This is a genomic window from Photorhabdus sp. S10-54, assembly GCF_963878145.1.
Classification (GTDB): domain Bacteria; phylum Pseudomonadota; class Gammaproteobacteria; order Enterobacterales; family Enterobacteriaceae; genus Photorhabdus; species Photorhabdus kayaii.
This window is the reverse complement of sequence record NZ_CAWNXG010000031.1, coordinates 29,905-43,620: the sequence shown is the minus strand read 5'-3', so window position 1 is coordinate 43,620 and position 13,716 is coordinate 29,905. Positions and strand designations below refer to the sequence as shown.

General features: G+C 43.2%; 10 protein-coding genes and 2 pseudogenes. 4 read left to right on the top strand and 8 right to left on the bottom strand.

Going from position 1 to position 13,716, the window contains the following annotated elements:
- Nucleotides 1-476 precede the first annotated feature (476 nt).
- The 7 genes and pseudogenes from AACQ83_RS16205 to cobA all read right to left on the bottom strand — a co-directional run bounded on the left by AACQ83_RS16205 (nucleotide 477) and on the right by cobA (nucleotide 7,406).
- Nucleotides 477-1,499 carry a hypothetical protein gene (locus tag AACQ83_RS16205; protein WP_240000833.1) on the bottom strand — a complete coding sequence of 341 codons (1,023 nt, stop codon included), beginning with the start codon at nucleotides 1,497-1,499 and terminating at the stop codon, nucleotides 477-479.
- A 553-nt stretch (nucleotides 1,500-2,052) separates the two neighbouring features.
- The gene (locus AACQ83_RS16200; RefSeq protein ID WP_112878655.1) at nucleotides 2,053-2,691 is read right to left on the bottom strand and encodes a hypothetical protein; all 639 of its coding nucleotides are present in this window, start codon (nucleotides 2,689-2,691) and stop codon (nucleotides 2,053-2,055) included.
- 698 nt (nucleotides 2,692-3,389) lie between these two features.
- Nucleotides 3,390-3,947 (bottom strand): cob(I)yrinic acid a,c-diamide adenosyltransferase, encoded by a 558-nt coding sequence (gene cobO / locus AACQ83_RS16195; protein WP_112878654.1) that lies wholly within the window; start codon nucleotides 3,945-3,947, stop codon nucleotides 3,390-3,392.
- 69 nt (nucleotides 3,948-4,016) lie between these two features.
- A pseudogene (locus AACQ83_RS16190) lies at nucleotides 4,017-4,646 on the bottom strand (NAD(P)-dependent oxidoreductase); the annotation flags it as partial.
- Between the two features lie 19 nt (nucleotides 4,647-4,665).
- Entirely contained in the window at nucleotides 4,666-5,526 is an 861-nt protein-coding gene (locus AACQ83_RS16185; protein WP_146747910.1) for a GHMP family kinase ATP-binding protein, read from the bottom strand.
- On the bottom strand, nucleotides 5,519-6,592 hold the full coding sequence (gene cobD, locus AACQ83_RS16180; RefSeq protein ID WP_112878651.1) for a threonine-phosphate decarboxylase CobD: 1,074 nt from the start codon (nucleotides 6,590-6,592) through the stop codon (nucleotides 5,519-5,521). Before cobD ends, AACQ83_RS16185 begins: the two co-directional genes overlap by 8 nt.
- Before the next feature lie 31 nt (nucleotides 6,593-6,623).
- Complete coding sequence (gene cobA, locus AACQ83_RS16175) at nucleotides 6,624-7,406, bottom strand: uroporphyrinogen-III C-methyltransferase (protein ID WP_112878671.1); 783 nt, start codon at nucleotides 7,404-7,406, stop codon at nucleotides 6,624-6,626.
- Between the two features lie 436 nt (nucleotides 7,407-7,842).
- Between cobA and eutA the strand changes: the two genes are divergently transcribed.
- The 3 genes from eutA to eutC are packed head-to-tail and all read left to right on the top strand — an operon-like array spanning nucleotide 7,843 to nucleotide 11,506.
- Complete coding sequence (gene eutA, locus AACQ83_RS16170) at nucleotides 7,843-9,255, top strand: ethanolamine ammonia-lyase reactivating factor EutA (protein WP_112878650.1); 1,413 nt, start codon at nucleotides 7,843-7,845, stop codon at nucleotides 9,253-9,255.
- A gap of 12 nt (nucleotides 9,256-9,267) precedes the next feature.
- Nucleotides 9,268-10,629, top strand: a complete 1,362-nt coding sequence (locus tag AACQ83_RS16165; protein WP_112878649.1) for an ethanolamine ammonia-lyase subunit EutB — start codon at nucleotides 9,268-9,270, stop codon at nucleotides 10,627-10,629.
- 22 nt (nucleotides 10,630-10,651) lie between these two features.
- The gene (eutC, locus tag AACQ83_RS16160; protein ID WP_112878648.1) at nucleotides 10,652-11,506 is read left to right on the top strand and encodes an ethanolamine ammonia-lyase subunit EutC; all 855 of its coding nucleotides are present in this window, start codon (nucleotides 10,652-10,654) and stop codon (nucleotides 11,504-11,506) included.
- A 217-nt stretch (nucleotides 11,507-11,723) separates the two neighbouring features.
- Here the strand turns inward: eutC and AACQ83_RS16155 are convergent, their stop codons facing one another.
- Nucleotides 11,724-12,374, bottom strand: a complete 651-nt coding sequence (locus tag AACQ83_RS16155) for a hypothetical protein (RefSeq protein ID WP_112878647.1) — start codon at nucleotides 12,372-12,374, stop codon at nucleotides 11,724-11,726.
- A gap of 764 nt (nucleotides 12,375-13,138) precedes the next feature.
- Here AACQ83_RS16155 and AACQ83_RS16150 point away from each other — a divergent pair.
- Nucleotides 13,139-13,520, top strand: a pseudogene (locus AACQ83_RS16150) (helix-turn-helix domain-containing protein).
- Nucleotides 13,521-13,716 lie beyond the last annotated feature (196 nt).

Sequence of the window (13,716 nt, the reverse complement as noted above, 5' to 3'; positions counted from 1 at the left end):
GATACAAAATTATTTTAATATTTAAAATAATTTTTAAAAACTGCTTGACTATGAAGTTTTTCTGATTAAAATCACAGCCACAATTTAGATTTTCGTGAAACAAATCACACTTTACCAATAAAAGAGAGTTCATCATGAAATCTGTTACATCTTTCATATCAAGTGTTCATCGTGTTGTTGTCTACTTGTCAACACCTTGCTTTCTGTAAGTCTGCTTTTTAACCGATACATGTAAGGCCAGTTTCCAAGCTGGCTTTTATGTGCAGGACTTAACCCCCAGCCAAATTAACCGGCTAATCCATTTTTTTATTTCCTGATTTCGTTTCAACATTCTGATAATGGTTGATGGACTTCAGTGCATTTTCCTTTGGAAAAGGAAAGATGTTAAGGTAATAGCAACTCACCTTCCCTCCTGAAAATGCACTTATTAGTTTCGCCGAATCCATTTGTTATTAATAATCCAATGCGTTAAAAATTCACTTCTTCAACAAAGCAACTTCATCCGCATTTTTCTGGCACAACAGAGTAAGATGAGTAATAGAACGGGTAAGATTATCTATAGTACTCTCCAGCTTTTTAATATCCATTTCCAGTTGCTTATTTTTTATATCCAATGCATTCATTCTTGCCAATTCAGCATATAATTGCTGGCCATTCACCGCCTCCGTACTGTTATTGGAAATATCCCCAGCAGCAACATTCACAATCTTACGTTGATTACCCGGTCTTCCTACAGAAACAACATTCGATTTGCTGGCAACAGAATTTGCGCCTAATGCAATGCCCCCGCTTGCTGTTACAGAGGCGTTTTGACCAATCGCAATTCCCTGAGACGCACTAATACTCACCTTTTGCCCCACGATAATAGAAGACGGAGAGCTGGATTTAGAGTCTGATCCTAATACAATACCCCTACTTCCTGTTACAGAAGAGTTTTGACCAATCACAATTGCCTGAGACCCACTGGCAGAAACCTTTTGCCCCAGAGCAATAGAAGACGAGCCGCTGGATACAGAACTGTCTCCTAATGCAACGCTAGCACTTCCTGTTGCAGAGGAATTTTGACTAATTGCAACTGCCTGATTCCCCCTGGCAATCGCTTTTCCCCCCAGAGCAATAGAAGCTGAACCACTGGATATAGAGCCTGATCCCACTGCAACACTCGAACTTCCTGTTGACGTGGAGTTTTGACTAATCGCTACTGCCTGAGTCCCACTAGCAACAACCTTTTGCCCCAGGGCAATAGAAGCTGAACCACTGGATACAGAATCAGCGCCAATCGCAATGGGCCATTTGACTTTATCATCCTTATTCTCTTTCTCTTCTCTACCCGCCAGTTGATTTTGCCCAATAGCAATAGCACCCTCACTAATTGATTTAGAAATTAGTGGTGAAGCACCAATCGCTATAGCATATATTGCTGGTGCTTCTGCATTCCCAACAACAACGGAATCTTTACCAACTTTCTGATCAGTTATATTCATATCCTCTGTAGACATATATACCTCTTAATTCAGGAATTAAATTATTATCACTTGGTATTTTTCATCAATAACAATCCAATAATACATAATAATTTCTTTTCAAGTTTGTTATTATGAAATATTAAAAAAGCTTGACGAAATTTTAACATATTATTATCCTCACCCACTTTTTACACGAACCAAAATTAATAACACCATCGTCAAAATGAAATATTATACAAAAAAAATAAACTTATAAATAAATTAAAGCCATACGGTTATGAAATATATTTCATAGGTTTATTTAATGTATCATATGGCTTCACCAAATATAATAACTTATCTAACCCATTAAATACAAACCGACACTATGTTACTTGTATATTTTTTCATTGCTCTCAACACAACTATTTATATGATTTACCCAAGAAAATGAAGTTAATATGTTAAATCGAGCAGGGAAATTATTCTATTATTCACTGAGATATATCCCATAAATCATTATCAAACAATAATCCTACCACCAAATAATTCATCATATATTCTCAGTCTAATAGCCAAGAATATATGAAATAACAACCAACAGATATTAATAATTCAATGCATCGAGAAGCCGTTTCTTCAATGATGCAACATCATCCACGCTATTCTGAACCAACAGAGTAAGATTAGCTATATCACTTTCCAGAGATTGAATCTTCTCTTCCAATTCCTTATTCTTTGCATCTAATAATATGTCAATCCTTGCCGATTCAGCATATAACTGCTGACCATTAACCGCCTCATTACTGTGATTTGAAATCTCCCCGGCCGCAACATGTATAATTTTACGTTCATGGCCGGTTTTTCCTACAGAAACAACATTCGGTTTATTAGCAATAGAATCTGCACCTAATGCAATGCTCCCTTTTTCTGTTGCAGAGGAGTGTTGACCAATCGCCACGGCCTGAGCCGCACTAGCAGTCACCTTTTGTCCCAAAGCGATAGAAGCCAGGCCGTTGGATACAGAGTCAGCACCAATCGCAATAGGCCAAACGACTTTCGCATCACCTTGTTTACCCGCAATTTGATTTTGCCCAATCGCAATAGCCGCTTCACTGATTGTTTTAGAATTTCGGGGTGAAGCACCAATTGCGATAGAATGTACTGCTGGCGCTTCTGCATGTCCAAGTACAACTGAATCCTTGCCAGTTGTTTGTTCAGCTACATTGGTATTTTCAATAGACATATTAAACCTCTTAATTTATAAATTAAATAACCATGCGTTGTTTGAAACTTAATAAAATGTGCAACAGAATGTGATATTGATTACGTGAACGCATTTCACATATCAAAACTTAAATTAACGTTATACTTATTCCGCCGACAATATTAGATGTAAATTCCAACTTGTAAATAAATTAAAATTATTGGATGGTGGAATACATTTCATGGAATTTATTTCATGTATTATCAAGCTTTATAGAATATATATTCGATAAAGTTCATCATAACCAATTAATTAGTCACCACAATATTAATTGATTTTTATATATTTAACCTAAGTAAATACAGAAGAAAATTTCATTGTTGATTTTCAATTATTTAAAAAATAATTATCCAGTATATGTTCAACACTACAACTATAAAAATATAATCAAATTTGATTAATTATAATTTTAATAATAAATACTCTCAATGAAAATTTTTACCACTGATGATTTCGCAGCCTTCATGGATGATAATTCACTAACCAAAGAAATTCCCAATAAGCTGTTGAAAGTTTATAATCTATTGGTCAAAAATTTTCTTAATATCAATGGCAGAGCGTTTTCACAAATCTGGCACAGTATCAAATATAACTATGAAAAAAATTAACGTACTGGTTAAACAAGATAAAAACGTGAATCACTCTTTATCTGATGTGATGACTGTAAAACACATAATTTAAGTGAAAGCATGTCTTACAGATCGCATTTCACTAACCGTATCAGCCAGTTCAATTAATTCAGCAGGGTAATCTTGTCCGGTAATAATCACTGTCTGATTAATTGGCCGTCCGTTTAATGCCTTGATAATTTCATCAAGTAATAGATAACCGTTATTTATCGCGCAAGCCAATTCACTCAGCACTACCAATGATAATTCAGGATCACGCATCATGCGCAACGCATGCTGCCAAACCCCAGTACAAGCGGCAATATCCTTAGCACGACTTTGCATTTCTCCAGTCAAGTTCATTGATATTAGTTGAAATTCTACCCCATGCGGCTGCAACAAAACACGCTCACCGGCTAACCATTCATCCCTAATAAATTGGATAACGCCAGCCTTTAATCCATGACCCAATGCTCGTGTAACCGTTCCCATTGCTGCGGTGGTTCTCCCCCTGCCATTACCGGTATAGATAATGGCAATTCCCCGGTTTTCCTGAGCCGCTGCAACTTGTGCCATAAATCTCTCTTTTTGCCGCTGTTTTCTCTGTTTATATCGCTCCTCACTCATTTGTCCGGCTCCAATATATTAGTCAGTCACAGAACAACTGTTTGTTTTGTTTGTATTCGCTTGAGATGACTCAGAGAATAATGTTTCTACCACCCGATCAACTTGTTGACGATCTTGACTGACCAACGATTGCATTAATCGCTCATTAGTGAAAAACCGCTCCCAAAAGTGACGACGTGCAGCCAAATGATGAAAATGTCGTTTTACCCGCTGGCGAAGTGTTCCACCGTAAGCGGCCAGACGACCAAGATGCATCGGTAACAACCGTTCGAGTTTTTCGCGCCATAATCTGACCAATACCGGCGCATTACCCCCGGAGGAGATAGCTATCACCAAGGGTGAGCGATCAATCACTGACGGTGTGATAAAACTGGCTTGCTGTGGCTCATCCACCACATTACAAAAAATGCGGCGCTCCGTTGCACAATCACACACATAGCCATTCACCGCCGCATCATTAGTAGCAGCAATAACCAGCCAACAATGTTCAAGCCAGTGAGGCTCAAACTCACCGCGAATGAGTGTCACTTGGCCATTATCCCCCCATATCTCAAATTGCGGGGTAAATTCCCGTGCGTTAACTAATAGATGTGCGCCAGCATCTAATAACAGACGCGCTTTACGCTCGGCTACCTGACCGCCTCCAACCAGCAGACAGGTTTTATCCCGGATCTGGCAAAACATCGGCAAATAATCCAACATAAGTCTCCTCCTACAGTTAACGCACACCACCCGGTATCATGGTCAGCAAGTGCTGACGAGGATAAAAACGAATTATGTCCTTCTGTTTCAGCCACCAGCATAGGTACTCAACATCATGATGGTGACGATCACACAATAACCCGACGACACTGCCACTATGAGCAACATTCAGCCCATAGATCCCACTCCGCTCTACCAATTCCAACAAACTGTCAAACGCCGGTTTTACCAACAACTTTTGACTGGCCAGTGCACTGAGCGTCGTGGCTTCTCCCAACCGCCAGTAATTCCGAGTCGTCACAGCCTGACAAAATAGTTTCCAAGCATGCTCTAGCACTGCGGCATTTTCCAATAATACCGGATGGCGATCTAAACGGTGATAATCAGCCGTGATCAGGGTTTCCGGGCTTTCCAATAACAAAATGTCTATAGATGGCTGCCAGTCACAAGCAATTTGAGTGGTACCTGTTTGATGATCGAACAAGGTAAGCCGGCTGAACAACGTGCTATCCGTAGGCTCAAGCTGTACGCAAAAGCTAGCCAGTGTCGTTTCATCAAGTGTTTTCCCCAAATAACGCGCCGTCGCCAGCGCTGTAGCGGCAATATCAGCGGTACTACTTGCCAGCCCTTTTGCCATCGGGATCGTAGAAGTCAAGGCGATCCGTAAACCTCGCGCCATCTCCACCGACAAACCAAAATACGCCAGGACGGTTTTCATCACTTGGCGCATACGGGGACGTTCATCTTTTCCCGGCACGCCATCTGTAACAGACACCTCGCTGAACCAATTCACCGGACAAGAGATCAATTTCTCGCTACCAAGAATCCACCCTTGGATAAGTTCACCACACGATGCAGGACAACGCGCTTCAGCCATAGCCGAATACCTGACGTAACGCCGATACCAGACGGCGATTATCATGCTCGCCCTTGATGGCGACCCGATAATGAGCTGCGTTCAAGCCCGGATAATTAGCACAATGGCGAATTAATATTCTCTGTTTCAGCAATACTTGTTGAAGATCGATTTCTGGGCGCAGGCAACGCAGGAAGATATAATTTGCCGCGGGAGGCCAAACACGTAATGCCGGTAATGCAGCCAATGCCTGATAAAGCCAACGTTGTTGCTCAGCTAACCAGCGGTGTGTTGCTTGAATGTAAGCGTTATCATTAAGAACAATTTCACCAGCCAACGCCGCGAAAGCATTAATGGTCCACGGCTCCCGCCAGCGCTTCATTGCCCGAATCCCCGTTACATCACTGCTGACCAGATAACCAAGACGCAACCCCGGAATAGCAAAAAATTTCGTTAGTGAACGCAGAATATAAAGACGAGGAAAATGCGCTATCTGAGGAATAAATCCAGCAATATCCGGGAGAAAATCGATAAACGCCTCATCAACAATCAACGCAATATTATGCTGACGACAACGTTCAAATATCGCCTGCAATAGCGCAGCATCTGGCATCAACCCCGTCGGATTGTTCGGTGTCGCAAGAAACAAACAGTCAGGCCGATGGCGCTCTAATGCCATCAACAAGCGTTCATCAGGTTGATAGCTATCAGCTTCACTCATCACATATTCATCAATCTGGCAAGCCACTCGCTGCAAGGCGCGTCGATATTCAGCAAATCCCGGTATCAACAACATGGCTCGGCGCGGCTTAAGATAATTCACCACAGAATAAATCAATTCAGTAGAACCATTACCCGCCATCAGGTTTTCGACAGCGCAATGATGAGCCTGCGCTAACGCAGCATGTAACCGGCAATATTCTGTATCAGGATAGTACTCTGCGCATTGCAATTGGTCGATAATGGCCGTTTTCAGGGATTCCGGCATTCCTAACGGATTGATATTCGCGCTGAAATCAATCATCTCTTCGACTGTAACACCGATTTTCAGCGCCATTTCCAGCACATTACCGCCATGTTCGCTCATCAAATAGTATCCCCAAATGTTAAACAGAGAATCAGAGTGCCATCAGTGATGGAACAGAAGACAACAATAGATGATCCCGGCTAAAAGCCAGTGTTTCCCGCAAACGCACCACATCACCAATCACAATCAATGCTGGTGCAGTCAATCCCTGAGCGGCTACCCGCTGAGCCAAAGTGAGCAGGGTTGCGCTGGCAACCTGCTGTTGCTGATGGCTAGCATACATCACAACCGCCGCCGGCGTTGTCGGCGCTTTACCGCCTGCGATCAATTGCTCACAGATACTCGCCAGTTGAGTCATTCCCATTAAGATCACCAACGTACCTTCCAGCTTTGCCAGCGTCGCCCAATCCTGTGATTCATTTCCCTGACGCAGATGGCCGGTAATAACATGAAAACCTGATGCATAATCACGATGGGTGACCGGGATCCCGGCACAAGCCAGACCACCAATGGATGAACTGATGCCCGGTACCACTTCAAAAGGGATTTTCGCCAGTGCCAAAGCTTCCGCTTCTTCACCACCACGGCCAAACACATAGGGATCTCCCCCTTTCAGCCGGACGACATTTAACCCTTGTTGCGCACACTCTACCAAGATTTGATTAATTTGCCGTTGCGGCACTGGGTGATAGTTCGGCGTTTTGCCGACATTAATCATTTTACAATCATCAGGTGCTTCGGATAACAGCTCCGGGCTGACTAATCGATCATACACCAGCGCCTCAGCCTGACGGATACAATGTAATCCTCTGACAGTAATTAGCGCCGCATCGCCGGGACCGGCACCGACCAACCAAACTTTTCCGCTATTCATCATTTTTCTCACCCCGTAACGAAAGTCTGTTGGAAGATATATAACCGATAGCCAGCAACGCGATCTGGTGTAAGATCAATAATTCTTCATTTTTGTTAATGTATTGATGATAACCATCTGTCCTGACATCTTGGAGCCTTATCTGCTTGTTTCTCTTAGTAACTCCTGCATCTTGTATCTATACCCTATGGATTTCAAGATGTATCGCGGCGGCAAGGGAGCGAATCCCCGGGAGCATAGAGAACTATGTGACCGGGGTGAGTGAGTGCAGCCAACAAAGAGGCAACTTGAAAGATGACGGGTATACGCCATTTTTATTATAATCCCTAATGTTTCTGTGATTACAGTTGTCTTTCTAACCAAATTGCTGATATTTAATACTGATTAATAAAAAAAAATGCCAACATACGCCTTATTGCAGACAAGAGGCGTAGCGATGGAAGCCAAGGAGTTATTTAGTGTCGGTATTGACATCGGCACCACCACCACACAAGTGATCTTTTCGCGTCTGTCACTGGTGAACCGTGCAGCGGTATCACAAGTGCCACGCTACGAGTTTGTTAGCCGCGAGATTATCTGGCAAAGCCCGGTATTATTTACCCCCGTAGATTTCGCCGGGCAATTGCGGGAAGACGAACTGTTCAGTCTGATCCAAGCACAATATCAGGCGGCAAACATCGCACCGGAAAGTGTCGATTCCGGTGCAGTGATCATTACCGGTGAAACCGCGAAAACATGCAATGCACGCCCTGTAATTATGACGCTGGCACAAAAATTAGGGGATTTTGTTGTCGCAACAGCGGGACCCCATTTGGAATCGGTGATTGCCGGTTTGGGCTCCGGCGCTCAAGCTCTTTCACAGCAGAAAATGACCAGAGTGCTCAATATTGACATCGGCGGCGGTACAGCCAACTACGCGCTATTCGATGCCGGGCGACTTATCGCCTCCGCTTGCTTAAATGTCGGCGGCCGCTTATTGGAGACCGATCTTCAAGGGTACGTTTTACGGGCACATCCGCCCGGAGCACTCATCGTTGATTCACTGTTTGGCGAAAACACAGATATTCAACATCTGACAGCCACGCAATTACAGCAAATTGCTACGCGGATGTCGCAATTGTTGTGGGAAGTCGTCACCGGGCAACTCACACCTCTGGCGCAACAATTACTGATGACCGAGCCGCTGCCAAACTGTGATCAACTCTACGCCGTCACCCTCTCCGGCGGGGTAGGAGAATGTTATCGTGAAACATCGGATCATGACCTATTCCGTTTTCACGATTTAGGGCCATTGCTGGCACAAGCTATCCATCGTGATAATGATTTCGCCAAACTGCCGCTGCAAATGCCAAAACAAACCGTGCGCGCTACCGTCATTGGTGCCGGCGCTCATACATTATCGTTATCCGGCAGCACTATCTGGCTCGATGCACTATCGCTACCACTGCGCAATATTCCCGTCGTCCATCCTGACACAGAAGCCACTGAATCACTGGCAGAAGCCTGGCAACATGCACTCACACAAATGGATCTGAATGCCGAGCAGGATCTATATGCATTGGCCCTACCCGACGCCTTGCCGGTGAATTATGCCGCCGTGCAGACATGCATTACCGCTTTACAGAACTTTGCCAGACGCTATCCCTCTTCTCACCCGCTGCTCATCGTTGCAGGTCAAGACTTTGGTAAGGCATTAGGTATGCTGTTACATCCTCTGATGGGAGAACGGCCGCTGGCGGTTATTGATGAAGTTATCACCCGCACCGGGGATTATATCGACATTGGCACGCCACTATTTAATGGCACTGTGGTTCCCGTCACTATCAAATCACTGGCTTTTCCTTCCTGAGAGAGCGTAAACATGAAATTGAAAACTCAGCTTTTTGGTAAGACCTATCAGTTTAAAGATGTCAAACAGGTGCTGGCAATGGCTAACGAATTGCGTTCCGGGGATGTGCTAGCCGGGGTGGCTGCCGAAAGTTCCCAACAACGCGTAGCGGCTAAACATATCCTCTCGGAAATGACGATTGCGGATATTCGCATGAATCCGATCATTCCTTATGAAGAGGATTGCGTGACTCGCATTATTCAGGATGACATTAATGAAATTGCCTACGCCCGCATAAAAAACTGGAGCATTGGTGAACTGCGTGAATACATACTAAGCGATGATACCAGCGTGGATGATATCGCCTTTTTACGTAAAGGAATCAGCTCCGAAGTCGTTGCCGCCGTGGCAAAAATCAGCTCCAATGCGGACCTGATCTATGGCGCGAAAAAAATGCCCGTGATCAAAAAAGCCAACACCACCATTGGGACGCCGGGAACGTTCAGCGCCCGGCTGCAACCTAACGATACCCGCGACGATGTACAAAGCATTCTGGCCCAGATTTACGAAGGGCTATCATTTGGCGTTGGTGATGCAGTCATCGGCGTCAACCCGGTAACCGACGATGTAGAAAACCTCACCCGCGTACTAGATACCATCTATGAGGTAATCGACAAATTCTCCATCCCAACACAGGGCTGTGTCTTAGCCCATGTCACGACCCAGATAGAAGCCATTAAGCGTGGTGCACCGGGTGGTTTGATTTTCCAAAGTATTTGCGGTAGTGAAAAAGGGCTAAAAGAGTTTGGCGTAGAATTGGCTATGTTAGATGAAGCCCGTGCCGTTGGCGCGGAATATTGCCGTCTTGCTGGCGATAACTGTCTCTATCTTGAGACCGGACAAGGCTCCGCCCTCTCCGCCGGTGCTCACTTTGGCGCTGATCAAGTGACAATGGAGGCACGAAACTACGGTTTAGCGCGCCACTATGACCCATTTCTGGTGAATACTGTTGTCGGTTTCATCGGGCCAGAATACCTCTACAATGATCGCCAGATTATCCGTGCCGGATTAGAAGATCACTTTATGGGAAAACTCAGCGGCGTTTCAATGGGATGTGACTGCTGCTATACCAACCACGCAGATTCCGATCAAAACCAGAATGAAAACCTGATGATCCTGCTGGCAACCGCAGGATGTAATTTCATCATGGGAATGCCGCTCGGTGATGACATTATGCTCAATTACCAGACATCCGCTTTCCACGATACCGCCACTATCCGCCATCTGCTCAATCTGCGCCCGTCACCGGAGTTTGAACGCTGGCTGGAACAGATGGGGCTGATGGCAAATGGCCGCTTAACATCACGTGCGGGCGATGCATCGTTCTTTTTCTGATTCTTTGCTGAGATAAATCATCATGAACCAAAAAACAATTGAAGAGAATGTAAGCGAGCGGGTATCTAACCTGAAACCCCATGCATCCCCTGAAATCACTAACGAAACTGAAAGCTGTACGCCGGATTTAGGCTCCTTAGAAGCCAAACAATGGATCGGTGTCCAAAACCCGAACCGGATAGAAGTATTACAGGAATTACGCCGCAGCACTGTAGCAAGAGTCGGTACCGGCCGCAGCGGCCCACGCCCACGTACTCAGGCATTGCTGCGTTTTCAGGCTGATCACTCCCGTTCTAAAGATACGGTGTTAAAAGAAGTCCCGGTTGAATGGATAGAGAAACAAGGATTGCTAGAAGTGCAATCTCAAGTCAGCGACAAAAATCTCTATCTGACTCGCCCGGATTTAGGGCGAAAACTCAGTGCGAATGCGGTAGAAACTTTACTGACACAGTGTAAAACAGCGCCTGATGTACAAGTTGTTATCTCCGATGGCTTGTCTACTGATGCCATTATCACCAACTACGAAGATCTTGTGCCACCACTGTTAAAAGGGTTGGAACAAACAGGAATGTGCATCGGCACACCGTTTTTTGTGCGCTATGGTCGCGTCAAAATCGAAGATCAAATTGGCGAGTTACTAAAAGCTAAAGTGGTTGTTTTACTGATTGGAGAACGCCCCGGATTAGGGCAATCGGAAAGTCTCTCCTGCTATGCCGTTTACCAACCGACTGTAGAAAAAACGGTTGAAGCTGACCGCACTTGTATCTCTAATATTCATCATGGCGGCACACCACCAATCGAAGCCGCGGCAATTATTGTCGATTTAGCTAAAAACATGCTGGAACAGCAAGCTTCCGGCATTGCTCTTAGTCGTTGATGGAATGGTAGCTATATCCGTCATCTTTCAAGTTACCTCTTTGTTGGCTGCACTCGCTCACCCCGGTCACATAGTTACCTATGCTCCCGGGGATTCGCTCCCTTGCCGTTGCGATGCATCTTGAAATCCATAGGGTATATACCCCTTTTACCTCGTTAAGAAAATCATCAATATAAAGATAAAAAATAGGATGGCAGGCCAGAACCTGCCCCCTGATTTATTCATTATAGCCGAACCATAAATGCGATATAACTTCAAGTTCTACATTTTGAACAAGGATACTCATGTTGGTGAATACAATTTTATAGTAATTAAGAATATTAGGAGGTGATGCAAGTATTTCAGTCTTACCGGGGTAAATATCAACATAGCTATACATATTATAATTCCCAAGTGGACCAGCCCAAAAATTTACAGCCCTAATATTTGCCAAGCTATTGTTTTTTATAATTGCGTCAGTGAAATCAGTGGGGAATATTGCATTACCCTTACTATAAATTTCAAATGGCTCGTTAGAGGTCATATATACCATTTTTGATGGCATTCCATCTTTTTTCCACAAAGGGTCCATTACAAATTCAATTTCTGCATTTTCGGTATTGCTAAGATTGGAGACTACAATTTTATAGCGGTAAAGAAGGCTACTTGGTCCTACGAATATTTTAAGTTCGCTAGGATGAACATCAATATGACTATACTGCTGATAATCTCCAATCAAACCAGCCCAGTAATTGATAGCCCTAATTGGTACCATACTCTTGTTTTTTATAATTGCCGTTGGGACAGCACTTGGCATTACAATATTGCTATTACTATAAATCTCAACGGTTCCAAGAGGAGCTATAGATATAGTTTTTTTCAATGACATTATTCTTTTCCTCATTATTTCTGTTATTTAGTAACATATATAACCGGTAGTTTTACCTGTAAAATTTAACTTAACACTTTCCACAAATAGTTAAATGTTGAAATTTGTCAGCACAGTGAAAAAATACAGTCAACGAATTCATTGTATATAATTTGTCATTCAACCGTGTAATACGTAACAACTGAAATAAGATATTTTTTCCACGTTATCTATTCTGATAACACTTTTTCCTCTAATTTCTCTTACAAGGACATCACCATATTACTAAGTACAACAAACTTTTGAAAAACAGATCTAAAGAATACATTTATTAGGTATAATAAAAAAATAGTTATGTTACACTAAGTCATTATATCAACGAAAACATTATGAGATTAAATAAATGGATTTTGCAATCCTTTCTATCATTAGTATCGTTCTTCTATATCATTTCAACAATAATATGAATATGCTATATACCCTATGGATTTCAAGATGCATCGCGACGGCAAGGGAGCGAATCCCCGGGAGCATAGCAAACTATGTGACCGGGGTGAGTGAGTGCAGCCAACAAAGAGGCAACTTGAAAGATAACGGGTATATAGACTCAGAGTTGGCGATTATCGGGTTTTGTTTAAATTACTGGATGGAGAACCTAAAATCCTAGAAATTCAGGAAATTAGGCGACGCCAGACAAAAACCTATTAACAAGTAGGTGAGTTTTTCCATCTAACCATTTACCCCTAAGGGCTACGTGACTACGTAAATATACGGAGCAAAAGAATATGGCTAGTATTCAATTTATTACAGACGAACATGGCAAAAAACAAGCCGTTATTTTGCCAATGGACGAGTACGAAAGACTGTTGGCAGCCGCGGATGCGGATCATGATAAAGATTATCAAATTATTCCCTATACAGCGGGGCCAAATGACGATGAAACTATTCCTCATGAAGTCAGTTTCTATCATGGTAGACGATGAAGTTTCACTACAAGCCGCTTGGCGCATTTATCGTGGACTATCACAAGCTGAGGTAGCGGAAAAACTGGGTATAAAACAAGCTGCTGTTTCTCAGTTTGAGAAATCAGATCGCCCACGCAAAGCAACGATTGAAAAATTAGCGGCTTTATATGATTGCCGAGTAAATCAACTAGTGCTCGACTGATTAAAGTTGGTAAAAAATTACAGATACGACTGGCATAATTTACAGAGGCATCAGATTTGGCGCCTCGGAAATCTTGCTTATTCTACCAATTATATTTACTCAAAATCCATTCAGTAATAGCAATATAAACGGCATTCATAAGTTCACTGTAAAATAGAAAATGTAATCTTAATTTCATTATTACCAGATAATTTAG

Coding starts and splice junctions, on each gene's coding strand:
- AACQ83_RS16155 (WP_112878647.1), bottom strand. CDS start 12,374: ATGTCATTGAAAAAAACTATATCTATAGCTCCTCTTGGAACCGTTGAG.
- AACQ83_RS16185 (WP_146747910.1), bottom strand. CDS start 5,526: ATGGCTGAAGCGCGTTGTCCTGCATCGTGTGGTGAACTTATCCAAGGG.
- eutC (WP_112878648.1), top strand. CDS start 10,652: ATGAACCAAAAAACAATTGAAGAGAATGTAAGCGAGCGGGTATCTAAC.
- eutA (WP_112878650.1), top strand. CDS start 7,843: ATGGAAGCCAAGGAGTTATTTAGTGTCGGTATTGACATCGGCACCACC.
- cobD (WP_112878651.1), bottom strand. CDS start 6,592: ATGAGCGAACATGGCGGTAATGTGCTGGAAATGGCGCTGAAAATCGGT.
- AACQ83_RS16165 (WP_112878649.1), top strand. CDS start 9,268: ATGAAATTGAAAACTCAGCTTTTTGGTAAGACCTATCAGTTTAAAGAT.
- cobO (WP_112878654.1), bottom strand. CDS start 3,947: ATGAGTGAGGAGCGATATAAACAGAGAAAACAGCGGCAAAAAGAGAGA.
- cobA (WP_112878671.1), bottom strand. CDS start 7,406: ATGAATAGCGGAAAAGTTTGGTTGGTCGGTGCCGGTCCCGGCGATGCG.
- AACQ83_RS16200 (WP_112878655.1), bottom strand. CDS start 2,691: ATGTCTATTGAAAATACCAATGTAGCTGAACAAACAACTGGCAAGGAT.
- AACQ83_RS16205 (WP_240000833.1), bottom strand. CDS start 1,499: ATGTCTACAGAGGATATGAATATAACTGATCAGAAAGTTGGTAAAGAT.